Here is a 21,819-nt window from a genome sequence, read left to right as displayed (position 1 = left end):
TTCGACCGACGTGCGTCAGCTAAGTCGGTGGTCGAGGGCGGTGTGGCGGCGGCCGGCGCCGACGGTGCGTACGGCGGCGGCGAGGGCGCGGCGGGAGCCGACGAGGACGACGAGTTGTTTGGCGCGGGTGACGGCGGTGTAGAGCAGGTTGCGTTGCAGCATCATCCACGCGCTGGTGGTCAGGGGGATGACGACGGCGGGGTATTCGGAGCCTTGGGAGCGGTGGATGGTCATGGCGTAGGCGTGGGCGAGTTCGTCGAGTTCGTCGAAGTCGTAGTCGATGCTCTCGTACTCGTCGGTGCGCACCGTGAGGGTTTGCTCCTCGGTGGAGAGGGCGGTGACGATGCCGAGGGTGCCGTTGAAGACGCCGGCTTGGCCCTTGTCGTAGTTGTTGCGGATCTGGGTGACCTTGTCGCCGATGCGGAACACCCGCCCGCCTGCGCGCCGTTCGGGCTGGCCCTCGCGGTGCGGGGTGAGGCGCTGTTGCAGCAGGGTGTTGAGGGCGCCGGCGCCGGCGGGGCCGCGGTGCATGGGGGTGAGGACCTGAACGTCCCGGCGCGGGTCGAGCCCGAAGCGCGCCGGTATGCGGGTGTAGGCGACGTCGACGGTGAGCGCGGCGGTGGCGTCGGTGTCGTCGCAGGCGAACAGGAAGAAGTCCGACATGCCCTCGAGAAGGGGTGGTTTGCCGGCGTTGATGCGGTGGGCATTGGTGACGACGCCGGACTGGGCGGCCTGGCGGAAGATCTGCGTCAGCCGCACCCTGGGGATCGCCGGGGCGGCGAGCAGGTCGCGCAGGACTTCCCCGGCGCCGACCGACGGGAGTTGGTCGACGTCGCCGACCAGGAGCAGGTGCGCGCCGGGTGGGACGGCTTTGACGAGCTTGTTGGCAAGGATCAGGTCGAGCATGGAGGCCTCGTCGACCACGAGCAGGTCCACGTCGAGGGGGTTGTCCCGGTCGTAGGAGGCGTCCCCGCCGGGGCGTAGCTGCAGGAGTCGGTGCACGGTGGCGGCGGGGTGGCCGGTGAGCTCGGAGAGGCGCTTGGCGGCGCGGCCGGTCGGGGCGACGAGGGTGACCTTGGCCTTTTTCGCGGCGGCGAGTTCGACGATCGAACGGACGGTGAAGCTCTTGCCGCAGCCCGGCCCCCCAGTGAGCACCGCCACCTTCGATGTGAGCGCGAGGCGGACGGCCTGTTCCTGCTCGGGGGCCAGGTCCGCGCCGGTGCGGGCCTTCAGCCACGTGAGGGCCTTGCCCCAGTCCACCCCGGCGAAGTGGGGCAGCCGGTCGGCCCGGTCGTGCAGCAGACGCAGCAGGGAGCCGGCGAGGGACTGCTCGGCGCGGTGGAACGGCACCAGGTACACCGCCTGCACCGGCTCACCGTCGCCGCCGGGCAGGGTCTCGCGGACGACGCCCTCGTCGGCGACCAGGTCGTCGAGGCAGCCGGTGACGAGGTCGCCGGGCACGTCGAGGATCTTCGTGGCGTCGGCGACGAGCTGCGCGCCAGGCAGGTAGCAGTGCCCCGAGTCGGTGGCCTCGGACAGGGTGTACTGCAGGCCGGCCATGACCCGCTGAGGGCTGTCGTGGGGGATCCCGACGGCTTGGGCGATGGTGTCGGCGGTCTTGAACCCGATGCCCCACACGTCCGCGGCCAGCCGGTACGGCTCCTTCGTGACCACGTCGATGGACGCGTCGGCGTACTGCTTGAAGATCCGCACTGCTAGGGACGTCGACACCCCGACACCTTGCAGGAAGACCATCACCTCCTTGATGGCCTTCTGTTCCTCCCACGCCGCGGTGATCTTCGCCGTGCGCTTCGGCCCCAGCCCCGGCACCTCCACCAGCCGGGAGGGTTCCTCCTCGATCACCCGCAGGGTGTCCAGGCCGAAGTGCGCCACGATCCGCTCGGCGAACACCGGCCCGATCCCCTTGACCAGGCCCGAGCCGAGGTAGCGCCGGATGCCCTGGACCGTGGCCGGCAAGACGGTGGTGTAGGAGTCGACCTCGAACTGCCTGCCGTACTGCGGATGCGACGACCAGCGCCCCGACAGGCGCAGGCTCTCCCCGGGCTGTGCACCCAACAACGCACCCACCACGGTCAACAGGTCACTGCCGCGGTCGGTCGCCACGCGGGCGACGGTGTACCCCGTCTCTTCGTTGACGTACGTCAGCCGCTCCAACACCGCATCCAGGGTGGCCAGCGGGGGACGGGTGGGAGCAGACACGGCCACCATCTTGCCGTCCCCTGCTGACACCGCTGCGAGCAGACGATCACCTAGGGACGTGCCTCGGTGACCGCACCATCTCGCGCCCACACCTGCTTGCCGTCCGGCCAGGTGACAGCAGGTCCGTCGTCGGAGTGAAGTTGGCCTTGTGCGTTGAGGCGCAGGAGGGTGGGTCGTTCGCTCATGACGGCTACGTCCGCGAACGGCCACCATGGCCCGGACGCCAACGCCACCTCCCTGCATCCTTCCCATGCGAGGTCAGGTGCGGTGCCGAGCACGGCCCGGTAGGTGTCGATGGCGGCGAGCACTACCCGATCCGGCGGCAGCGCTGTCGCGGATGGCCTACCGGCTCTCGGTGCCGGCCGGGCACCAGGTGCGCGCAGGCTGCCACGAGTGCGGGCAACCCTTCGCTGCGGGCTGGCGTGGCTGGCTGTCCCTACCGGCACGGTGCGGCCGGTGCCGGACCCGACCCGGCCCGCCGTGGTGGTGGTGCAGCGGCACCGCCGCGGCCGCCACGCTGGTGATGGGCTGGCGATCGCCCGCCGCACACCCCGCAGACGCGGTGCTGTTCACCGCGTGGCTCATCCAGACCGGGGTCCTGCTGTCGAGCGTCGACGTGGCGGTACGCCGCCTCCCGACACCCGTGGTGGCATGGACGTCGGCCATGACAGCCGTGCTGATCGCCGCCGCCGCCAACTTGTCGAGGCGTCCTGGCCTGCTGGTGACAGCGCTGGCGGCGTCCGCCGTGCTGACTCTGTTCTACCTGTTACTCGTCCTGGTCCTCGGCAGCCAGGTCGGCATGGGAGACGTCCGCGTCGCGGCCCTGACCGGGTTGTTGCTGGGCGCCAGCGGTTGGACCGCCGTCGTGCTCGGGGCCGTGCTGCCGTACCTGATGGCGCTGCCGGTGGCCCTGACCCAGCTGGTTCGTGCCGGCCACGACCGGAACAGTCTGGAGTTGCCGTTCGGGCCGTTCCTGCTCGCCGCCGCGGCGCTGGCCGGCTGACGCCTCCCGCCGCGACCGCCCGCCACGGTGAAGGCTGCCGCTCCCGGGCGTTCACTAGGCGATCCGCACCCAGGGGAAAGCCGGGTGGCCGGCTGGCGGTTCGGGTGCAGTGCCAGCGGACATGAAAGTCCCGACGTCCGCTGGGCAGGTGGCCACGCTCGACCGGTTCATCCGCGACCACCGCATAGCGGCATACGGTGGGTGGGGTGCACGAGCTTTCGTGATCGCGGGTTCTTGGCCGCATCGCCGGGGGCGCCTTTGTGGCCGCCGGGTGCTGCGGCCGAAAGCCTGGCCAGGTACCGCTGTCGACCCGCTGGTTGAAAGTCGTATCAGCAGATGTGCGGCCGCTTGGCGTCTAGCCGTTCTCCTTCACGTAGACCCCAGCTCCGGGCAGCGATTCCGTCAGTCCCTGCATCTTCAAGATCAGAAACACGCGGTCCGCGACGAAGCTGGACACCTCGTACTGCTGGCACAATTCGGCGCGGCTCGGCAGGCGTGAGCCGGGCGGAAACTCCCCGGACTTGATCCGGTTCGTCATGTCTTCGGCTACGCGCTGGTAGGCGTACTGCGGTGGCACTGGTAGTTCCCTCCGGTCGGCACCTCCTACTCAATCACCCATGGCGAGTCCTTGACTAGCAATGGCTAACCATGGCAGGTTCGATGCCAGGTCCCTCCGGTCGGCAACCTACGGGACCTCGGATAGCGGTCCGGGCACCTGATCGGCGATCGGTGCCCGGACCTGCTCGCCCCTGGAGGTCTGACCGTGCCCATTGATGACGGACCCATCACGCCCGCCCTGGTTCTCTGGACGGCCAAGCGGGTGATCACGGCGCACTCCGAGCCGCCCAACCCGCACCGGGCCACTGGCCGCTGCATGCAGTGCCGGGACAACGGGTGCGACATGCTGAGTTGGGCGATCGGCGTGGTCAAGGCGCACCGGCGGGACCCGCACGAGGGCGCAGGGTTCTCCTCAGCAACGGACAAGTCCGCGTGGGCGCAGGAGACCCCTGACCAGCTGTGGTCCTCACGAGCGCCCCCTTGCGCACCTTGCCGGTTATGGACGAGCGCCGCCAGCACGGCTCCCGCGACGAGAAATGGGCCGAAGGGGGGAGGTCCGGTATCCGTCGGGCGAGCCGTACCAGCGCGACCGGCGCGGCGAGCAGATAGGGCAGGAAGCCCGCCGACCAGCACGGCCGACCAGCTGACGGCACCGAGCGCCAGTCCGAGCAGCGGGGCGAGCCGTACGTCGCCCATGCCCGGGCCGCCACCCGTCGCCAGGGCCAGGAGGGCGTACCCGCCGCCGAGCGCCGCTGCAGCCAGCAGCGCGGATCCGAGAAGGGACGGCCGGTCGGTGAACAGGTCGTGCATAAGCAGGAGCGTGCCGGCCGTGATTGCTGCGAGGCGGATGACCAGGGTGGGCAGGCGACGTACGGCTACGTCGACAACGGAGAGCAGGACACCTGCGTACAGGACCACCAGCCAGACGGCCAGGACGAACCCGTTGCCCGACGGGTCGACCGGGACCCGCCACGCGATGACCGCCGAGGCAAGGCCGAGTCCCACCCCGAACGCCAGTCAGAGTCGACGACCCGAGTGCGACATGGATTGGCGGGGTCTGTCCTGCACCCTCACCGGGACGTGGAAGGAATGAGGATCCGGCGTTGGCCTCGGCGGAATCGTGAGGCGTCGCATCAATGACGGGAGCGACGCTCCTGCGGCCACGCCCGCCCCAGCACTCACAGCGAGGGCGGCCGCTGCGTTGCTCGTCATGAGTCTGCTGGCGCCCGTGCGCGTGCGTGGGCTATCCCGCGTCGGTGTCGCGGCCGACGCGCTGTCCGGTGCCGTCGCGGTAGGTGTCTGTCCACTTCTGAAGCTGGTCCATGAAGGTCAGCAGGAGTGGCAGGAGGTGCTGCCCTGCGGCACTGAGCTGGTAGGGGCTGGCGTCGGCGAGTGTGGAACGGTCGACGAGGCCGTGGTCTTGCAGGCGGCGCAGCGCTTCGATGAGAGACTTCGAACTGGGTGTCGGCCGTATTGTCTGCTGCAGATCGGTGAATCGCATCTGCCGGTGGTGATCCAGCACGGTCAGGATTTCTAGGCTCCACCGGTGCCCGCACAGCCTGACCGCGTCGTAGACAGTTTCAAAACGCTGCACCCGCCTTCCCTCCCCGTCACGGTCGACCAACTCGGCGAGTGTAAGCGCACGAATGCAATCCGTGAACCGCGCTCGGCTGTGAGATTGACTGCCGTCCCTGCGACGGGGATGCGTCAGATAGTGGGGTGCTCTTGGTAAATGCGCAGGTTGGCGCACCCTTCAGCGAGTTCCGCTAGTGACTTGGCTAGCGCGTGCCCGGGCTCGGGCTCGGGCTCGGGCTCGGAGAGTCGATAGATCGCGGCGGGGTCGCTGACATCCCAGCTGCCCGACGCTGACTCGCGACGCACCAGCCCGACAGCCGCCAGCCACCGGAGGTCCTGTCCCAGCCGCTGCCCGGTCGGGCACCGCGCCGCCTGATGAAGTTCGCCGAGGGTGGCGCCCTCCAATGTGCACAGAGTAACGAGCGCCGTGATCGCGTTCGATCTGCGGGCCAATTCAGTCGCAAGACCGTGAGGGTCTCGGCCCTCGTCATCGCTCCTCATATCCGCACTCCCCAGCGATGGTGACGCGGTTCTACGATTTTCGAACCCTGCGGGCATAGTGCGCGAAGCCGACATTCGGCGTCCGGTTTTGAACCCATACGTGTACATCGCTAGTTACCAGGAGGTGGTTACCAATCGGTAGTCACTGGCCGGTAAGCACCTTGCGGTAACCGCGGGTGTTGGGTGTAGAGGTGATTTCAGACCTTGATTGGTGCGACTTCTGCGGGGGTGTCATGGTGCGGCGGGCACGCGTCCGGTTGAACGTGAACGACGTGACGGACGGTGACCAGAGGATAGAGCCTGTCCCCAGTTTCCTCCCTGCGCCCTGGCCTCGACGGCTTCGCGTCACCGCTGCCGCCGTTGTGCTTTTGGGCTTGGTCGGAGCCTGCCGTAGCACCGATTCCCCCAAAGCCAACGAGAGCGCGCCGCCATCGGTGTCGGCACCGGCTCCAGATGCCCGAGACGCTGCGGAGCAGGCGGCGCTTGCTGCGTACCGCGGCATGTGGCAGGCGTACGCGAAGGCGGGCCTCACGGCCAACCCGCAGGAGCCCAACCTGCCGAAGTTTGCCAGCGGGAACGCCTTGCAGTACCTGCGGAACGGCCTGACGGCCTACCGGCGCAAGGGACAGATTCTCTCGGGTCAGTACATCTCGAACCCAGAGGTCGCCGACGTCTCGCTCGCCGCCACGCCGCGGACGGTGACTCTCACCGACTGCGTCGACGACACCAAGTTCCTCGTCTACACCGCCTCCGGCCAGCCGATCAACGACACGCCTGGTGGACGCCGAGCTACTCGGGCCACGGTGACCGACCTCGGCGCGGAGGGCTGGAGCGTGACCAGCTTCGGAGTACAGGAAGTAGGGACATGCTGAGGCACAACCTCCTACGAGCAACCATCGTCTCCGCCCTCGCCGCTGCCCTGATCGTTCCTGCCACCGGTGCCAGGGCCGACGGCGGCATGGGCGGCGTTACCTGCGACCAGACGCCCACAGCCCCCGAGTGCCAGGTCACCGCAGGCACACCGGGGTCGCCGAGCGGCGGAGGGTCCGGCGGCGATGGCAACGGCGAATCAGGGGACGGATCCGGCGGGGGCAGCGAATCGCCCTGCACTTACAGGAGGTTGCCGCAGCAGCAGGCGCCGCCGGCGGGTGCGGGGCCGGGTGCCTGGTACGAGCAGTCGTGCTTGCAGGGCGGTATCGGCTCGCAGCAGGTGGTGTGGCTGGCCGACGGGCAGGTCGCCGACCCGGAGGCGCTGGCACGGGTGGCGGTGTCGCGGCTGCGGCTGCCAGCCCCCGCGATCCGGAGGAACCCCAGCGCCGCGGCGGGTGTGCTGGCGCAGGTCCCGGTGTGGTGGTGGGTGGATCCCTCGACGTGGGGGCAGCGTTCGGCGACGGCGACGGCGTCGGTGCCGGGGATGTCGGTGACGGCCACGGCGACGCCGGTGCGGGTGGTGTGGCGCCCGGGTGACGGCACCGGCGATGTGGTGTGCCAGGGGCCGGGAACCCCGTGGCGTCCCGGGGGCGACCCGGCGGCGGCGTCGTCGTGCGGCCACACCTACCGGGTCAGCTCGGCGGGCGCGCCGGGCGACGCGTTCACGCTGACCGCGACGGTGATCTGGTCGGTGTCCTGGTCCGGTGGTGGGCGCAGCGCGAGGGTGCCGCCGTTGACGACGACCGGGTCGGTGCGGCTGCCGGTGGCGGAGTCGCAGGCGACGGTGACGGGGCAGCGATGAGCGTGACGGTGAACCGCCCGCGGTCGGCGGAAGCGGATCGGGCTGCGCGGACGGTAGCGGTGCCGCCTGCGGGGCGCCGGGTGGGGCAGCGCAGCGGCCGTCGGGTCGCTGTGGGGGCGCTGCTGGTGGTGCTGAGCGTGGTCGTGTTCTGGCAGGTCGATCTGCGGCGGCATGCGGATGAGTCATTCCTGGCGGTCGCGCGGCCGGTCGCGGCTGGGCAGGTGATCACCGACGCGGACGTCGAGGTGGTGTGGGTGGCGAACTCCTCGGGGTTGGCGTTGCTGCCGGCGGGGCAGCGCACCGGTGTGGTGGGCCGGACCGCGGCGGTGCCGTTGGCCGCGGGCAGCCTGCTCACCGTCGGGCAGGTGGGGCCGGCGGCGTGGCCTCCGGCGGGGCAGGCGGTGATCGCGCTGCCGGTGAAGCCGGGCCGGGCGCCGGCCGGTCTGGCGGCGGGCGCGCGGGTGGTGGTGCTGGTCGCGCCGCCGGCCGGCGCGGCGCAGACCGCGCCGCAGGGCGCCGCCGGTGGGGCGGGGGTGCGGCGGGCGGTGGCCACGGTGGTGTCGGTCGAGGCGGGCGGAGACCAGGTCGGCGCGCAGTTGGTGACGGTGCTGCTCGCTGCGGACGCGGCGGAGGCGGTCGCGTCGGCGACGGGGGACGTGTCGGTGGTGCAGCTCGGGCCAGGCAGGTGAGGACCGCATGTTGATCGTGTGCGGGTCCCTGTCGGGCGCTCCAGGCGTGTCGACGGCGGCGGTGGGGCTGGCGGCGCAGTGGCCGGGAGGGCGGGCGCTGCTGGTGGAGGCGGACCCGTCGGGTGGGGTGGTCGCGGCCCGGTTCGGGCTGGCGCAGCAGCCGGGCCTGACCTCGCTGGCGGCTTCGACGCGCCACGGCGGCGGGGTGGAGTCGATAGCCGAGCACCTGCAGGGGCTGCCGCTGGGGATCGAGGCGGTCGTCGCGCCGGGGTCGGCGGACACCGTCGCCGGGTCGGTGACGGTGCTGGGCCGCAATTCGGGCACCGTGCTGCGGGGCGTCGCGGGCGTGGTGGTCGCGGACGTGGGCCGGCTCTACCCGGGCAGCCCCGCCGGGGGACTGCTGCCCGCAGCCGACGCGGTGCTGGTCCTGGCATCGCCGGCCACGGAGTACCTGGACCATGTGGACGCGCGGATGCCGTGGCTGCGGGAGGTGACCCGGCCCGGTGTGCTGGGACTGGCGCTCGCCGGGCCCGGCTCCTACCCGGCCGGTGAGATCGCTGCGCGGCTGGGAGCACCGGTGTGGGCGGTGTTGCCGCGCGACCGGTGGGGAGCCGGTGTCCTGACGGGCCGGTTGGTCGGCCGGGCGTGGCAGCGCACCCGTCTGGTGCGGGCCCTGCGCGACCTCGCCGCGACCCTGCACCAGCAGGTCACCCACCGGGATGAGGCGGAGTCGGGGGTGGTGTCGCGGTGACCGGGGCGGACCCTGCTGGGCGGTCGGCGGCGCCGCCGGAGGTGGTGGCGCGCCTGCGGGCGCGGGTCAGCGACCGGCTCGCCGAACGGGGCGCCGGGCTGCCCGACGCCGAGCGTGATGCCCTGATCGCGAGGCTTATCGCTGAGGAGTTGGTGCGCAGCGCGGAGGCGGACATCGCCGCGGGCCGTACCCCGCCGTCGCCGCAGGCGGAGGCGGCGGTCGCCCGCGCGTTGCGGGACTCGTTCACCGGGCTGGGCGGGTTGCAACGGCTGCTGGACGACCCTCAGGTCGAGGACATCTTCGTCAACGGCTGCGACAACGTGTGGATCCGCACCACCGAGGACCGGGTGATGCGGCTACCGCCCGTGGCCGCCTCCGACGCCGACCTGGTCGACCTCGTCCGCGTCGCGGCGGCCCGCAGCGGGCAGGAGGAGCGGCGCTTCGACCGCGGGTCGCCGGGATTGTCGCTGCGCCTGCCGGGCGGGCAGCGGCTCTTCGCCGTCATGGCCGTGGCGAAGCGACCCAGCCTGTCGATCCGCCGCAACGTGCTGCAGAAGGTCACCCTCGACGACCTGCAGCAGCGCGGGGAGATCACCCTGGGGCTGCGGGAGCTGATCGCGGCGATGGTCCGCGCCCGCAAGAACCTGATCATCTCCGGCGGCACCGGCGCCGGGAAGACCACCCTGCTGCGCGCGGCGGCGGGGGCGATGAGCCCGCTGGAGCGGATCGTCACCGTCGAGGACGCCTACGAACTTGGCCTTGACGAGGACGCCGACGCCCACCCGAACACCACCGCGCTGCAGCAGCGCGAACCGAACCTGGAGGGCGTCGGCGGGATCGACATGTCCACGATGGTGCGGTGGGGGCTGCGGATGCGCCCCGACCGGGTCATCGTCGGCGAATCCCGCGGCGCCGAAGCCGTACCCATGCTCCTGGCCATGTCGCAGGGCAACGACGGGTCGATGTGCACCCTGCACGCCTCCTCGTCGAAGCAGGCCCTGTCCCGGCTGGCCACCTACGTCATGCAGGCACCGGAGCGGTTCCCCTTCGACGCGGCGAACATGCTCATCGGCCAGGCCGTCGATTTCGTCATCCACCTGGACACCGCGACCGACGGCACCCGGGTCGTCTCCTCCATCCGGCAGGTCCTCGAGACCGACGGCACGCAGGTGCCCAGCAACGAGATCTACCGGCCCGGCCCGGACCGGCGCGCCCTGCCCGCGGCGCCGATGCGCGCGGACACCCTCGACCAGCTCGTCGCCGCCGGCCTCGACCCCGACCTGCTCGACAAGGACCGGTGGTAAGCGATGAACCTCCTGCCGATCCTGCTGGGCCTGGTGTGCGCGGCCGGGCTCACCCTGATCGTCGACGGGCTGCGCCGCCGCCCACCCGGCCCGGCACCGGCCTCCCGGCGGCGGGCATGGACGCCGGCGGACCGCACCCGCCTGGCGGTGGCGGTGGCGGCGGGGTTCGCCGCCGCCGTGCTGACCCGCTGGCCGGTCGCGGCGCTGCTGACCGCAGCAGGGGTGTGGACCCTGCCGCAGGTACTCGGGCCGGACCGGGAGCACCAGCGGTCACTGGGGCGCATCGAGGCGATCGCGACGTGGGCGGAACTGCTGCGCGACACCCTGTCCTCGGCGGCTGGGCTGGAGCAGGCGATCACCGTGACCGCCGCGGTCACCCCGGCACCGATCCGCGCCCAAGTCCAGGCGTTGGCCGATGGCGTCCGGTCGGGAGCGCGGCTGCTGGACGCGCTGAGAGTCTTCGCCGCCGAGCTGGCAGACCCGACCGCCGACCTGGTGGTGCGGGCGTTGCAGCAGGCCGCCGGCTACCACGGCGGGCAGCTGACCGACAGCCTGACCAGCCTCGCCGCCACCGCCCGCGAGCAGGCCTCGATCCGGATGCGCGTGGCCACCGCCCGGGCCACCACCCGCACCGCCGCGCGGGTCATCACCGGCACCTCGGTGGTGATGGTCGCCGGGCTGATCGTGCTCAACCGCGGCTTCCTCGCCCCCTACGGCACCCTCACCGGGCAGATGGTCCTGCTCCTCGTCGGCGCGGTGTTCGCCGGCGGGTTCTGGTGGCTGGCCCGCGCCTCCCGCATCCCCGCCCCACCCCGCATCCTCTCCGAGGCCGGCGAACGGATACCGGCATGAGCCCCCTGGTCCTCGCCGCCGGCGTCGTGGCCGGTATCGGCGTTCTCTTCGCCGTGTCCGGTCTGGTGCCAGCCCGCCCCAGCCTGGCCCAGGTCCTCGACGGGCTACGCCGGGCACCCGAACCGGTGGGCGGGCCGCTGCCGTGGCGCGTGCGGCTGCTGGCCGGGCCGTGGCAGACGGTCAACCTGCCGGGCGCCCGCACCCGCGCCGACCTGGCCGTGCTGGAGCGTCTCGTCGCGGCGCACCTGGCCGACCAGACCCTCGCCGTGATCGCCGGCCTGCTGCTGCCGCCCCTGGTCGTCGCGCTGCTGGCCGCCGGTGGCACCACCTTCGCCGCCGGTGTGCCGCTGTGGGCGTCCCTCGCCGGCGGCGTCGGCGGATGGTGGCTCGCCGAAACCACGGTGCACGCCGAGGCGCAACGCCGCCGCGACGAGCTGCGCTACGCCCTGTCCGCCGTGCTCGACCTGGTCGTCATCTCCCTGGCCGGCGGCGCCGGACTCGAACAGGCCCTCGACGACGCCTGCGCCGACACCTCCGGCTGGGCCGCCAACCGGATCAACCGAGCCGTGGCCACCGCACGGCTGCTGCGCATCCCACCCTGGCAGGCCCTCGGCCAGCTCGGCGAGGACACCGGCGTCATCGAACTGCAGGAACTGGCCGCCACCATGAGCCTCGCCGGCGCCGAAGGCGCCCGGATCCGCACATCCCTGGGCATCCGCGCCGCCACCATGCGCGCCCACCAGGCCAACGCCCTCGAGGCCAAGGCCAACTCCGCCACCGAACGCATGTCGATGCCCGTGATGCTGCTCGCCGTCGCCTACATGATCTTCCTGCTCTACCCGGCCGTCGCCGCCATCGACACCTTCTAACCCCTCTCGCCAAGGAGCAGACATCGTGTCCCGACTGCACGCCGCACTGACCCTGCTCGGACTCACCCTGACCGACCGGACGCGCCGCCTGCGAGACTCCCGCGACCGGGGCAGCGAGACCACCGAGAAGGTCCTGTGGATCGCGTTCCTCGTCATCCTCGTCGCCACCGTCTACGCCATCTTCAACACCAAGATCATCACGAAGATGACCGGCATCAACCTCTAACGGACGGGGACTACGATGCGCCGCACGCGACGACGACCCGGTGGCGACCGGGGCTCCGTCACCACCGAGGTCGTCCTCTACGCCCCCCTGCTGATGCTGCTCGTCCTGCTCAGCGTGCAGTTCGCCACCTTGGGACTGGCCCACCTCGCGGTACAGCACGCCGCCAACCACGCCCTGCAGACCACCCGCGTCTACCAGGGCACCACGACAGCCGGACAGGCCGACGCGAACACGGTGCTCACCCAACTCGCCGGCAGCCTCGTCGGCGACCGGCAGGTCAGCGTGACCCGCACCCAGGAGCGCACCACGGTGCGGATCAGCGGCACCGCTCCCCGCGTCGTGCCCTTCCTGTGCCTGCGAGTCGCCACCACCGCCGCCGCCCCCACCGAACGATTCCGACCCCAAGCCATGCCACGACAGGAGCAGACCGAGACGGCGAAGGAGAACCGAGCATGACCGCCCGCCAGCACCCTGGGCCTGGACCGACACGCCGCCGGGCGAGGTGGCGCGACGACACAGGCTCCGTCAGCACCGAAATCGTGCTCAGCTACGTGCCGCTGATGGTCCTCGCCACCGTCGCGATCGTCGCCTGCCTGCGCCTGGTCTCCGCCGACAGCGACGTCAACGCCGCCGCCGCGGCCGCCGCCCGGCAAGCATCCCTGGCCCGCAGCCCCGCCGCCGCGGTCGCCGGCGGGCAAGACGCCGCCGCCGCGACCCTGCAGGGCCGCGACATCACCTGCTCACCGCGCACCGTCACCGTCGACGCCGGCGGCCTCGCCCCTGGCGGACAGGTCGCCGTCACGGTCACCTGCACCGTCGCGCTGCAGGACCTCTACGGGCTCGGCCTGCCCGGCGCGGTCCGCATAACCGGCACCGCCCGCCAGCCCGTCGACACCTACATCGGGGAACAACAGCCATGACCCACCACCAGCCTCGCCGCCCGCTGCGGCGGCTGCGTGACGACGACCGCGGCCAAGTCACCCCCTGGACCATCGTCGGCGTGCTCATCGTCCTCATCCTCGCCGGCCTCGTCCTGGACCTCGGCCTCGGCATGTCCGACAAGGTCCGCGTCCTCGACCTCGCCCAGGCCGCCGCCCGCGCCGGCGCCCGCGAGATCGACCTGGACACCTACCGCCGCACCGGCACCGTGCAGCTCGACCCCGCCCAGGCCACCACCGCCGCCCGCGCCTTCCTCGCCCAAGCCGCCGTCCCCGGCACCGCCACCGCCTCAACCACCACCGTCACCGTCACCATCACGACCCGCCGGCCCACCCAACTGCTCACCCTCGTCGGCATCACCAGCCTGCCGGTCTCCGCCACCGCGACCGCCACACCACTCACCGGCGTCACCGCCCCCACCTGACCACCCCCGACTCCTCCCGGGAGCTGCCACCGTGCTCGCCCTGCTCACCTCCACCGCCCGCCGCGTCGCCGGCGTCGCGATGCTGGCGCTGCTGCTCGCCGGGATTCCCTGGACCCTGCTGCGCTACCTCCACCCACCGCTGCCGAACAGCCTGCCGTCCTGGCACGACATCGCGACGACCCTGACCACCCCACTGACCGACCAGACCCTCGGCGCACTCCTCGTCGGACTGCTCTGGCTGGCCTGGACGTCGTTCGCCTGGTCGGTCATCGCCGAGTTCGCCGCCGCCCTCACCGGCGTGCGGCTACCCCAACCGCGCGCCCTCGCGCCTACGCGCGGCCTCGCCGCGCTCCTCGTCGCCACGATCACCGGAGGCGTCCTCGCCACCGCCGCCCAGGCCGCCACACCGCCCCTGTCCGCGCCCGCACAGGCCAGCCCCGGCGCCACGGTCATGATCACGGCAGCTTCCGACACGTCGCACCCTGGGAGCGGACGGGCCGCCACCGCGGCCGGGACGGACACACCGTCGGCCGCTGCGGCACCTGCCCGCAAGACCGAAACCACCGGGGACCTGATCCTCGTCGCCGCTGGCCGCGAATACACCTACACCGTCAAGCGCGGCGACACCCTGTCCGAGATAGCCGAGCAGTGGCTCGGCGACCCTCACCGCTGGCCGGAAATCTTCGCCCTCAACCGCGGCACCCACTTCACCGACGTCGGCGGAACCCTGCGCAACCCGAACATCATCTACCCCGGCTGGACCCTCGACCTGCCCGCAGACGCCACCCCACCCGCCGGCCACCACCCCCGACCCGCGCCGCCCAAGCCACCCGCAGAGCGTCCGGACATTGAGGCACCGACACCCCCGACGGCCACCGACGTCACCCCCACGGCCGGACCGACCGCCACCAGAGCGTCGGCATCCACCCCCACCCCGAGTGCTACGGCCACCACCCCAACGCCCACCAGCAGCGGCACCACTGCGCCCGCACCCACCACTGCCACCACCAGCACGAGCGACGCGGCCGGCTCCAGCCCGACCCAGACCAGCCGCCCCAACGGCGAGCGGAACAACCGCGGCGTGTCACTTCCCACCGGAAGCTGGGTCGACCTCGGCCTCGCCCTGGCAATCGCCGCCGCCGCCGCGCTGGTGTGGGCACACCGCCAACGCCGCTACACCCCCCGCAAGCCCTCGGCTCTGCCGCGCCTGGGCGACCCCAACCTCGCGCCCATGCCTCCCGTCATAGACCAGATCCGCCGCGCACTGCGCCGCACCGCTGCCGGGCAGCCCGACACGCCCGACCACGACGAGTACGACACCGCCGACAGGCCCACCGGCGAGTTCGACGGCAGCGACGACCACCCCACCGCCGGAACCCATCGCGACCCCGACGACACCGACGCCCAGCCCACCCACGGCGGCACCGGCGACCCCGACACCACCCCCGCAGTCGCCCAGGACGTCGGCGAACAAGGCAGCGGCGAGCCCACACCGGTGTCGCCGGCCCTCGCCCACCCGCTGACGACGGTATGGCCGCCCGCCGGGCTCGGCCTGACCGGCCCCGGCGCGGAAGCCGCCGCCCGCGGATTCCTCACCGCCGCCCTGGCCGCAGGCGGACCGGACCACCCCGAATCCCGCGCCCAGGTGGTGATGCCCTCAGCCACCGCGGCGACGCTGCTCGGCGCCGCCGCAGTCACCCTGCCCCGCACGCCCCGGCTGACCATCACCGCCGGCCTCGACGACGCCCTGGAGATCCTCGAAGCGCAGACACTGCACCGCACCCGACTGGTCTACCAACACGAGGTCGACACCGTCACCGACCTGCGCGCCGCCGACCCCTACGAAGAACCCCTGCCACCGATCATCCTGCTGGCCGACGCCACCGGTCGCCACGAACGCGCCCGCATCGCCGCCCTGCTCACGCAAGGCCAACGCCTGGACATTCACGGCGTGCTCCTCGGAACATGGCCCGACGGGAACACCGTCGACGTCGCCGATGACGGCACCACCACCCCCGCCGACGGCGACACCACCCGCCACGGCTCCCACCCGGCAGACGTGGGCCGGCTCGCCGTCATCAACCCCGACGAAACCGCCGCCCTCCTCGCGACCCTAGCGGAATCCCACACCGGCCAGCTTCCCGCACCCGCCCCCGCCGAAGCCGCACCCCCTCCTGAGCAGGACCCCGAGCCGCTGCCGCCAGCCCGCCCGCCGACCCAACCTGATGATGCGCAGCCACCGACGGAAGCAGCCGCCGAAGCTCCCGCCCGTCCAGTCGACAGCGGCACCGCGGGTGCTTCAGGCGGCACGGCATCGGCCGCTGATTCCACGGCCCGCGGCGGCCCTGCTGCTACAGCGGACACCGACGACCCCGGCGAAGGCCACGCTTCGGCCACCGACGCCCCGACGCCACCTCGCACGGAGACGACCGCAGGCATGCCCGGCCCGGTCGAGGTCGCCGTGCTCGGCGCGCCGGGCATCGTCGGCGCCGACCCGCAACGCCACCTGCGCGCGAAGTCCCTCGATCTACTCGTGTACCTGGCGGTCCGGGACGGCAGCGCCTCCGCAGAGGCCATCCTGGACGACCTGCTCCCCGACGCCCCAGCGAGCAAGGCCGCGCACCGGCTGCACACCTACGTCTCAGACCTGCGCAGCGTCCTGCGCCACAACGCCGGCCCCGGCAGCTACCTCACCCACCCGAACCACCGCTACCAGCTCAACGCCGAGCGCTTCGACATCGACCTGTGGAGGATGCGCGCCGACATCCGCGCCGCCGACGCCGCCACCAGCAAACCTGAGCGGGTCGCGGCACTGCGCCGCGCCGCCGACACCTACCGCCGGCCACTGGCGCAGGGCTGCGAGTACGAATGGCTCGAGCCCTACCGGGAGGCCATACGCCAAGAGGCCCTCGACGCCACCGTCGCCCTCGCCGAGGAACTCACCAGCGACCCAGCCGAGCAGCTTGCCGTACTGGACGCGGCGATCCCACAACACCCCTACGTCGAAGCGCTCTACCAGACAGCGATGCGCGCCCGCGCGCAGCTCGGCGACCTCGACGCCGTGCGGGCGCTGCGCCGGACCCTGACCCGCCAGCTCGCCGAGATCGATGCCGAGCCCAGCGACGACACCCTCACACTGGCCGACCGCCTCATGGCAGACCTGCGCCGCAGCGGCCACGACTCCCACGTACGCCGTCCGCCCGATGAGGACGGGAGGCCCGTCTGAGGCCCTTGCTCGGCCGCATCTGCCGGACGGTGAACGACAAAAGGCCGCCTCCTTCCTCGCCCGGGAACCCCACCGGGAGCGTGGGCACGCGAGCCGTCGGCGGCAGGGCCCGCTGGAGGCTGGGCCGACGCACGTAGAGCGCCGGCCCAGCCTCAAGCCCGTGGTGACAGGGCGGGACTACAGTCGTCCGATGATCGGCTGCAGCCCTTGGGGTAGGCGTAGCCGCTGTCCCAGGGGAAGCGGCCCTGCGGATCTGGCCAGACGATCTGCTGCAGGCGCACACGGTCGCGCCAATAGCGGCCATAGGCGGTGCCGGGATGCAACTCCGGCGTGGCGTCGCCGCCTACGATGACGGCGTCGTAGCCGGCGATGAGGTCGCTGATGCGCTGGCCGTGGTGGAACCGTTCGGCCCTGTCGTACACCCTGCCGGCGAGGTCGTTGAGCAGCGCCTTCGATTTGGCGGGGTCCAGTCCTGCGATCAGTAGCTCGGGGTAGTCGTCAGCTTTACCGACCTGGTTTGCCTTCGTATTGGCGCGGAGCTTCGCATACGGGCGCGGATGTTTCCATGACGTCCGTCGCCTGCTTGCTGGCCGTGCCCTCAATCGGGTGTCGCTACTAAGCGTACGAAGCCGACATCGACCGCCGCGCACACATCGCGGCATTAGAAGAGCGTGTTGCGTCGGCATGTGCGTCGGGGGCACGTCTCGTTGCCTTTGGGGCCTGGACGTGATGTTCCACGTGCCCGATAAGCCAGCGACTTGCGAGGCGAGGCCTCCAGAGTGATGCAGTGGATTGCTATGGCCGTAGGATCGCCGAAACCTCGGCGTGCAGATCCGGGGCGTCGGAGGCCGCGTAGCTGTACAGGACTGTTTCCGGCTGTCGCCGTCGAGGTCCTGCTCTGGGAGATGATGATTCGGGTTCCGGCGGGGCGGCGTGCTGGTCGCGCCGCCGCCTGTCCGGTCATGCCGTCGGGTGGTGACCGAAGCCGGCCATCGGCACGCCAACCGCCTTCTCGTACAGCACCACATTGCTGAGACCTACCCGTCGCCCGTCAGCGAGGCTGCGGCACGACGGCCACATGATCGACCGCAGTGCCGGATGCTCGACGACGCGGAGCGACTCACTCGACTCCAGCTCCACCCCGCTCTCGTCGCACCAGGCGACGACAGCGGCCCAGAACCGGTCCACCGTCTCCCAGCCCTCCACCGTCCGGGGTCCGCGCAACGGCAGCAGCTCCTCCGTGGTGAACAGTCCCTCCGTCCCGTGTGACGCCGCGTTCTGAAGATCCTCGAGAAAGTCCAGCGCGATGCGCGACGCGTCGCCCTCCTCAACCAGCAACTCCTCGACGACGGCAAGGGTTGCCGTGACCCGCCTGCTCCTACGCTGCACCACGTCCATGACGACGTCCCGCACCGGGATCTCGCCACCCGCAGTGGGCAGCCCGGCGGCGGCCATGAGCCGCTCGACGGGAGTCAACGGTCGCCGTTTGAAGAGTCGCACTGGCATCACCTTCGGTAACCCCGGCGTCCGGACCGGTCGCCGTCCGGGTCGCATGATCATGCCAGCCGCGCCCGCCCGCACCAATCAGTTTCGTTTCTGCCTGGCCTGCTGGTCGCGATCCAGCCGCGACCTCAACCGCTCGGTCTGCGGCAGAAGCGGATATCTGCTTTGCGTCCGGAGGGGGTGGAGATCTCTGCTGGCTCTGCACGATTCACGACGTGGCGGGTGGGGTTGAGGCTGGCTTCGGCGTCGCGTGCCGTCGCGTGGCGCGGGTGATGACCAGCGTGAGCGTGAACGCTGTACATACCGTGAGCAGGGCAGGCAGACCTTTGAGCGCCTCGGCCAACTGGCCCGCCGGGTCACCGACGAGCCCGGGGTCGATTCCGGTGATCACTACCGGGTAGGCGCCGAACGCGGACGACGAAGGCAGTCCGTACGAACGGTGTACGAGCAGCACGTACACGGTGCAGGTGAGTTCGAGGATGGCGAGGCCGCCCAGCACCATGACCGTCCAGGCGGCGCCGGTCCTTGCCCGCTGATTCAGTGCGGCGCCGCCCGTGGCGAGCGCGAACGTGGCGGCGTACCAGCACAGCGACGACACCAGCGTTGCCCACCATGTTTCGCCCAGGGCTTCGCCTAGGTAGGGCAGGCTCGCCACCGCGATGGTTCCCAGCGCCAGGGCCGTGGGTACGACGAATATCGGCGCGGCGATGTGTTCCCTACGCCCGGTTCTGCGCGCCAGCCATACCGTGCCCACAGCGACCGGCACCACGGAAGCGGCGATCACAACGTCCACGAGCCGGTAACCGACCCGGTAGCCGAAACCTTCCAACAAACCGAGGACGGCGACAGCAATGCTGGCCAGGGTCGCCAGCGCGACTCCGAACGCGAGCGGGGCGGCGAGCAGCCCCGTCAGTCTGAGCAGGTGTGGGCGAGCGTGGGACATGGTCAGCGACGCTCCTCGGTCGGCAAGGGCGCACCACGCCACGTCGGCGAGGTCACGTCCCGGCGTGGGAGAGTGGGTGAGCAACTCGGTGATTTCGGCGCCGTAGCGGTCGCGGACGCGTCTCGGGTAGAGCGCGAGCACCACGTGGACAAACCGGCTTCGGTTCGTGGGCATCAGGCGACTGCCAGCCGACGCAGCCCGGTGCTGGCGACCGTACGCATGCGCTGCAGCTCGGTCTGCAGGGCCGCCCGGCCTTTGTCGGTGAGTTGGTATGGCTTCCGACGGTCCTGCTCCGGCAACGACTCGATGTAGTCCTGCTCCTCTAGGCGGCGGATCGCGCCGTACAGCGTGCCCGGTCCTGGCCGTTCGTCGGTAAGGGCGGCGATGTCGTCCTGCATCGCATAGCCGTGCTTCGCCCCGTCAGCGAGGCTGACCAGGATGAGCAACGCGGGCTCCGAGAACCTACCGAGTTGAGACAGCCCAGACATACTTTCCTCCAGTTACAACGTTGTGCGTAGCATCGCAGGACGTAGTAGCGACGTCAAGCCGCATCGCCGGGGGCGACCCGAGCGGCTCCGGCACATCAACCTGAACGAATGCCCTGTCATCGGCAGTTCCGGATGGCGAGCGGCAGCTCCAGCCGTCACGCTGCGTGCCGCGCGGATCGCGGCAGAAGAGGGCGTCCGCATGAGCACGCGGGTCGTTGGTGGATACTCGATCCGTGGCACAGAGTCGACGACGTATCGGCGCCGAATCGCGTCGAGCTGCGGTCAACGGCGTAGCGGCTTACCTCGCGGACGAGGATGTCGACGTCTACAACATCACGGACGCTGCTGTTCGCGAGGACAGCTTGGCGCTTGCGCTGAACCTCACCGCACTCGCCGCGACGGCAATCACCGCTCTGGCTGCGGCGACCGGCCGCACGCCCATGGAGGTGCTGCGGCCGATGGATGAGCCTCACGTCCGAGACCTGCGCCGGTAAGCCGTAGTCGACGCGCTTGCTGCGGCAAATGAGTGCATCGACCCGAGCGCGCCATCCGACCCGCACCACCCTGATTAGGTAGGCGGCGTACCAGTTCGCGGTGCCTGCCACGATCGGCATCGCCCGGTGCCAACCTGCCCAGGCCGAGCAGGTGCAAGGTGGCGCGCCCCGCACCCGGGGGCCTGCTCCCGCCCGTTGCCGATGCGGCGGACGCTCAGGCGAAGTCGGGATGGTCGAGGTCGACCGTCACCGAGTTGCCCCAGTTGTTGGTGAACGTGGCCAGTGAGCCACGCACTTCCGCCTTCTCGAACGGGTTGGAGTCGGTCAGCGCCGCGATCCACATCAGGTTCCGGTCCTTGTCCAGTCGGGCGAAGAAGCCTTCGGAACCGTGGGCTCCGTCGCCGCCGCAGACGTAACCGGAACCGTCCGGTATGGGGACGTCCGCGCCGCGAAGGATGTCGACGTGGGTTACGTTGTCGGGGTCCTCGTCCAGCATGGCGTCCACGTCGAGCGGCGGGCCGAGTTCGAACCCGACCAACCTCGCTCCGCCGCTCAGTTCGACGGCGCGTGCAGAGCCGTCCGCCCGGTACAGGCCGTCCCACGCAGGCGCGAGGCCCTCGGCCCACAGTTGGACGATCTTGGTGGTCATCCCTTGCCGCCCTTGTCTTCAACGCGGCTGCTCGAAGCAGCCCTGCCAGTGCGGGCAGCCATTCTCGTCGCGGTCGCGCTTGCTCGGCATCCGTCACTTTCGGGCGCACGCCTCGTGGCATGCGCGAGCATTGGCGCAGAGCAGTCGTGATTGCTAGCTGCAGCGTACAGCGGGGAAGTCGTCAACCTCTCGTGTACCGCGGCCCGCTCTGAAAAGCGACTTAAGGCGCCGTAAGGGGTAGCTGACGACGTCCGGGCGTGGGTACGGCCCATCGGGATCTACCACCAACGTGCTTCTGACAGTGATGCCGCCACGGCAGTCACGGATGACTCGCGTGGGCCCGCTGGCGGCCTCAGCGGCAAGGTCGATTCGCTCCTGAAGGGTCTCGGACCGGTCCTGATCCTCGTAGGCGAACCCGTGGCTCAAGTGCCCAGCGAAGGTGAAGCTGAAGACCTCCGCCCCGGAGTTGACTTGGACTGTGGCCACCCGCTCCGGCCAGCCGCGAGGGTGCAACTCGACCACCAGGTCCTCCTCCGGGACCCAGCCCGACAGGATGGTCCACTCGAAGCTTAGATGCCGAGCCATCTGACCGGGCACCAGAGCGGCGAGATCGGGGGTGTTCACGACTGAGAGTGAACCACGGTCCGCGACCGGTGGGTTCAATAGTTGTCACCCCGCCAGAACGTCCGCTCCTCATCGGCAGATCAGGATGCCGAGCGGTAGCAGCCGCCGTCACGCTCCGCCAGGCGCGGATCGCGGCAGATGGGTGCACTGGCCTGTTCGTTTGTGCGCCTCTCTGAACGAGAACCACTGCCCGGTCAAGGATTGCCTTCCGTCCCTGCCGCAGGCTCGTGGATCGCCGGCGTGTGGCGG

23 protein-coding genes are annotated in these 21,819 nt (G+C 71.0%); 14 read left to right on the top strand and 9 right to left on the bottom strand.

Annotation, left to right across the window (positions count from 1 at the left end; translation table 11 throughout):
- Nucleotides 1–15: 15 nt before the first annotated feature.
- Nucleotides 16–2,229 (bottom strand): ATP-dependent RecD-like DNA helicase, encoded by a 2,214-nt coding sequence (locus SLP03_RS24700; protein ID WP_319463019.1) that lies wholly within the window; start codon nucleotides 2,227–2,229, stop codon nucleotides 16–18.
- Between the two features lie 41 nt (nucleotides 2,230–2,270).
- Complete coding sequence (locus tag SLP03_RS31740; RefSeq protein ID WP_413644745.1) at nucleotides 2,271–2,498, bottom strand: DUF6745 domain-containing protein; 228 nt, start codon at nucleotides 2,496–2,498, stop codon at nucleotides 2,271–2,273.
- A gap of 59 nt (nucleotides 2,499–2,557) precedes the next feature.
- On the opposite strand from SLP03_RS31740, the gene SLP03_RS24695 reads away from it, so the two are divergent.
- On the top strand, nucleotides 2,558–3,223 hold the full coding sequence (locus SLP03_RS24695) for a peptidase A24 (RefSeq protein ID WP_319463018.1): 666 nt from the start codon (nucleotides 2,558–2,560) through the stop codon (nucleotides 3,221–3,223).
- 355 nt (nucleotides 3,224–3,578) lie between these two features.
- Here the strand turns inward: SLP03_RS24695 and SLP03_RS24690 are convergent, their stop codons facing one another.
- Together SLP03_RS24690 and SLP03_RS24685 are read right to left on the bottom strand one after the other, a co-directional pair.
- Nucleotides 3,579–3,800 (bottom strand): winged helix-turn-helix domain-containing protein, encoded by a 222-nt coding sequence (locus tag SLP03_RS24690; RefSeq protein ID WP_319463017.1) that lies wholly within the window; start codon nucleotides 3,798–3,800, stop codon nucleotides 3,579–3,581.
- Nucleotides 3,801–5,024: 1,224 nt separating this feature from the next.
- Complete coding sequence (locus tag SLP03_RS24685) at nucleotides 5,025–5,405, bottom strand: winged helix-turn-helix transcriptional regulator (protein ID WP_319463016.1); 381 nt, start codon at nucleotides 5,403–5,405, stop codon at nucleotides 5,025–5,027.
- A gap of 952 nt (nucleotides 5,406–6,357) precedes the next feature.
- Between SLP03_RS24685 and SLP03_RS24680 the strand changes: the two genes are divergently transcribed.
- From SLP03_RS24680 to SLP03_RS24625, 12 genes are read left to right on the top strand one after another with little or no spacing between them, the layout of a single operon-like run.
- Complete coding sequence (locus tag SLP03_RS24680; RefSeq protein ID WP_319463015.1) at nucleotides 6,358–6,729, top strand: hypothetical protein; 372 nt, start codon at nucleotides 6,358–6,360, stop codon at nucleotides 6,727–6,729.
- A complete protein-coding gene (locus tag SLP03_RS24675) occupies nucleotides 6,723–7,589 on the top strand; it encodes a hypothetical protein (protein WP_319463014.1) in 867 nt (288 codons plus the stop codon). Before SLP03_RS24680 ends, SLP03_RS24675 begins: the two co-directional genes overlap by 7 nt.
- Nucleotides 7,586–8,278: an SAF domain-containing protein gene (locus tag SLP03_RS24670; RefSeq protein WP_319463013.1), complete on the top strand. Its 693-nt coding sequence runs from the start codon at nucleotides 7,586–7,588 to the stop codon at nucleotides 8,276–8,278. The genes SLP03_RS24675 and SLP03_RS24670 overlap by 4 nt, the downstream gene beginning before the upstream one ends.
- Nucleotides 8,279–8,285: 7 nt before the next feature.
- Nucleotides 8,286–9,029, top strand: a complete 744-nt coding sequence (locus SLP03_RS24665; protein ID WP_319463012.1) for a hypothetical protein — start codon at nucleotides 8,286–8,288, stop codon at nucleotides 9,027–9,029.
- A complete protein-coding gene (locus tag SLP03_RS24660) occupies nucleotides 9,026–10,333 on the top strand; it encodes a CpaF family protein (protein ID WP_319463011.1) in 1,308 nt (435 codons plus the stop codon). Before SLP03_RS24665 ends, SLP03_RS24660 begins: the two co-directional genes overlap by 4 nt.
- 3 nt (nucleotides 10,334–10,336) lie before the next feature.
- Nucleotides 10,337–11,185, top strand: a complete 849-nt coding sequence (locus SLP03_RS24655; RefSeq protein ID WP_319463010.1) for a type II secretion system F family protein — start codon at nucleotides 10,337–10,339, stop codon at nucleotides 11,183–11,185.
- Nucleotides 11,182–12,054, top strand: coding sequence for a type II secretion system F family protein (locus SLP03_RS24650; protein WP_319463009.1), 873 nt, complete (start codon nucleotides 11,182–11,184; stop codon nucleotides 12,052–12,054). The genes SLP03_RS24655 and SLP03_RS24650 overlap by 4 nt, the downstream gene beginning before the upstream one ends.
- Nucleotides 12,055–12,079: 25 nt before the next feature.
- Nucleotides 12,080–12,280 carry a hypothetical protein gene (locus SLP03_RS24645; RefSeq protein ID WP_319463008.1) on the top strand — a complete coding sequence of 67 codons (201 nt, stop codon included), beginning with the start codon at nucleotides 12,080–12,082 and terminating at the stop codon, nucleotides 12,278–12,280.
- A 15-nt stretch (nucleotides 12,281–12,295) separates the two neighbouring features.
- Nucleotides 12,296–12,736: a TadE/TadG family type IV pilus assembly protein gene (locus SLP03_RS24640; protein ID WP_319463007.1), complete on the top strand. Its 441-nt coding sequence runs from the start codon at nucleotides 12,296–12,298 to the stop codon at nucleotides 12,734–12,736.
- Entirely contained in the window at nucleotides 12,733–13,200 is a 468-nt protein-coding gene (locus SLP03_RS24635) for a hypothetical protein (protein ID WP_319463006.1), read from the top strand. Before SLP03_RS24640 ends, SLP03_RS24635 begins: the two co-directional genes overlap by 4 nt.
- Nucleotides 13,197–13,643 carry a pilus assembly protein TadG-related protein gene (locus tag SLP03_RS24630; protein ID WP_319463005.1) on the top strand — a complete coding sequence of 149 codons (447 nt, stop codon included), beginning with the start codon at nucleotides 13,197–13,199 and terminating at the stop codon, nucleotides 13,641–13,643. The genes SLP03_RS24635 and SLP03_RS24630 overlap by 4 nt, the downstream gene beginning before the upstream one ends.
- A gap of 31 nt (nucleotides 13,644–13,674) precedes the next feature.
- On the top strand, nucleotides 13,675–16,869 hold the full coding sequence (locus SLP03_RS24625) for a BTAD domain-containing putative transcriptional regulator (RefSeq protein ID WP_319463004.1): 3,195 nt from the start codon (nucleotides 13,675–13,677) through the stop codon (nucleotides 16,867–16,869).
- A gap of 152 nt (nucleotides 16,870–17,021) precedes the next feature.
- On the opposite strand, the gene SLP03_RS24620 is transcribed toward SLP03_RS24625, so the two are convergent.
- The 4 genes from SLP03_RS24620 to SLP03_RS24605 form a co-directional block, all read right to left on the bottom strand.
- Complete coding sequence (locus tag SLP03_RS24620) at nucleotides 17,022–17,471, bottom strand: DUF4262 domain-containing protein (RefSeq protein WP_319463003.1); 450 nt, start codon at nucleotides 17,469–17,471, stop codon at nucleotides 17,022–17,024.
- A 358-nt stretch (nucleotides 17,472–17,829) separates the two neighbouring features.
- Nucleotides 17,830–18,324 carry a hypothetical protein gene (locus SLP03_RS24615; RefSeq protein WP_319463002.1) on the bottom strand — a complete coding sequence of 165 codons (495 nt, stop codon included), beginning with the start codon at nucleotides 18,322–18,324 and terminating at the stop codon, nucleotides 17,830–17,832.
- A gap of 256 nt (nucleotides 18,325–18,580) precedes the next feature.
- Nucleotides 18,581–19,459 carry a hypothetical protein gene (locus tag SLP03_RS24610; protein WP_319463001.1) on the bottom strand — a complete coding sequence of 293 codons (879 nt, stop codon included), beginning with the start codon at nucleotides 19,457–19,459 and terminating at the stop codon, nucleotides 18,581–18,583.
- 29 nt (nucleotides 19,460–19,488) lie between these two features.
- The gene (locus SLP03_RS24605) at nucleotides 19,489–19,761 is read right to left on the bottom strand and encodes a PadR family transcriptional regulator (protein WP_319463000.1); all 273 of its coding nucleotides are present in this window, start codon (nucleotides 19,759–19,761) and stop codon (nucleotides 19,489–19,491) included.
- Nucleotides 19,762–20,036: 275 nt separating this feature from the next.
- Here SLP03_RS24605 and SLP03_RS24600 point away from each other — a divergent pair, with 275 nt between their 5' ends.
- The gene (locus tag SLP03_RS24600) at nucleotides 20,037–20,297 is read left to right on the top strand and encodes a hypothetical protein (RefSeq protein WP_319462999.1); all 261 of its coding nucleotides are present in this window, start codon (nucleotides 20,037–20,039) and stop codon (nucleotides 20,295–20,297) included.
- Between the two features lie 214 nt (nucleotides 20,298–20,511).
- On the opposite strand, the gene SLP03_RS24595 is transcribed toward SLP03_RS24600, so the two are convergent.
- The gene (locus SLP03_RS24595) at nucleotides 20,512–20,946 is read right to left on the bottom strand and encodes a hypothetical protein (RefSeq protein WP_319462998.1); all 435 of its coding nucleotides are present in this window, start codon (nucleotides 20,944–20,946) and stop codon (nucleotides 20,512–20,514) included.
- Nucleotides 20,947–21,819 lie beyond the last annotated feature (873 nt).

Origin of the sequence: Micromonospora sp. RTP1Z1 (assembly GCF_033804685.1) — a bacterium.
In the GTDB taxonomy this organism is placed as follows: domain Bacteria; phylum Actinomycetota; class Actinomycetes; order Mycobacteriales; family Micromonosporaceae; genus Micromonospora.
The sequence above is the reverse complement of the archived record's forward strand: the minus strand, read 5'-3'. Positions and strand labels throughout refer to the sequence as shown.

Bases quoted from the DNA above. Each gene is read 5' to 3' on its own strand.
- SLP03_RS24670 (WP_319463013.1), top strand. From the start codon at position 7,586: ATGAGCGTGACGGTGAACCGCCCGCGGTCGGCGGAAGCGGATCGGGCT.
- SLP03_RS24695 (WP_319463018.1), top strand. From the start codon at position 2,558: ATGGCCTACCGGCTCTCGGTGCCGGCCGGGCACCAGGTGCGCGCAGGC.
- SLP03_RS24595 (WP_319462998.1), bottom strand. From the start codon at position 20,946: ATGACCACCAAGATCGTCCAACTGTGGGCCGAGGGCCTCGCGCCTGCG.
- SLP03_RS24665 (WP_319463012.1), top strand. From the start codon at position 8,286: ATGTTGATCGTGTGCGGGTCCCTGTCGGGCGCTCCAGGCGTGTCGACG.
- SLP03_RS24630 (WP_319463005.1), top strand. From the start codon at position 13,197: ATGACCCACCACCAGCCTCGCCGCCCGCTGCGGCGGCTGCGTGACGAC.
- SLP03_RS24680 (WP_319463015.1), top strand. From the start codon at position 6,358: ATGTGGCAGGCGTACGCGAAGGCGGGCCTCACGGCCAACCCGCAGGAG.
- SLP03_RS24635 (WP_319463006.1), top strand. From the start codon at position 12,733: ATGACCGCCCGCCAGCACCCTGGGCCTGGACCGACACGCCGCCGGGCG.
- SLP03_RS24650 (WP_319463009.1), top strand. From the start codon at position 11,182: ATGAGCCCCCTGGTCCTCGCCGCCGGCGTCGTGGCCGGTATCGGCGTT.
- SLP03_RS24655 (WP_319463010.1), top strand. From the start codon at position 10,337: ATGAACCTCCTGCCGATCCTGCTGGGCCTGGTGTGCGCGGCCGGGCTC.
- SLP03_RS24615 (WP_319463002.1), bottom strand. From the start codon at position 18,324: ATGGCCGCCGCCGGGCTGCCCACTGCGGGTGGCGAGATCCCGGTGCGG.
- SLP03_RS24640 (WP_319463007.1), top strand. From the start codon at position 12,296: ATGCGCCGCACGCGACGACGACCCGGTGGCGACCGGGGCTCCGTCACC.
- SLP03_RS24700 (WP_319463019.1), bottom strand. From the start codon at position 2,229: ATGGTGGCCGTGTCTGCTCCCACCCGTCCCCCGCTGGCCACCCTGGAT.
- SLP03_RS24675 (WP_319463014.1), top strand. From the start codon at position 6,723: ATGCTGAGGCACAACCTCCTACGAGCAACCATCGTCTCCGCCCTCGCC.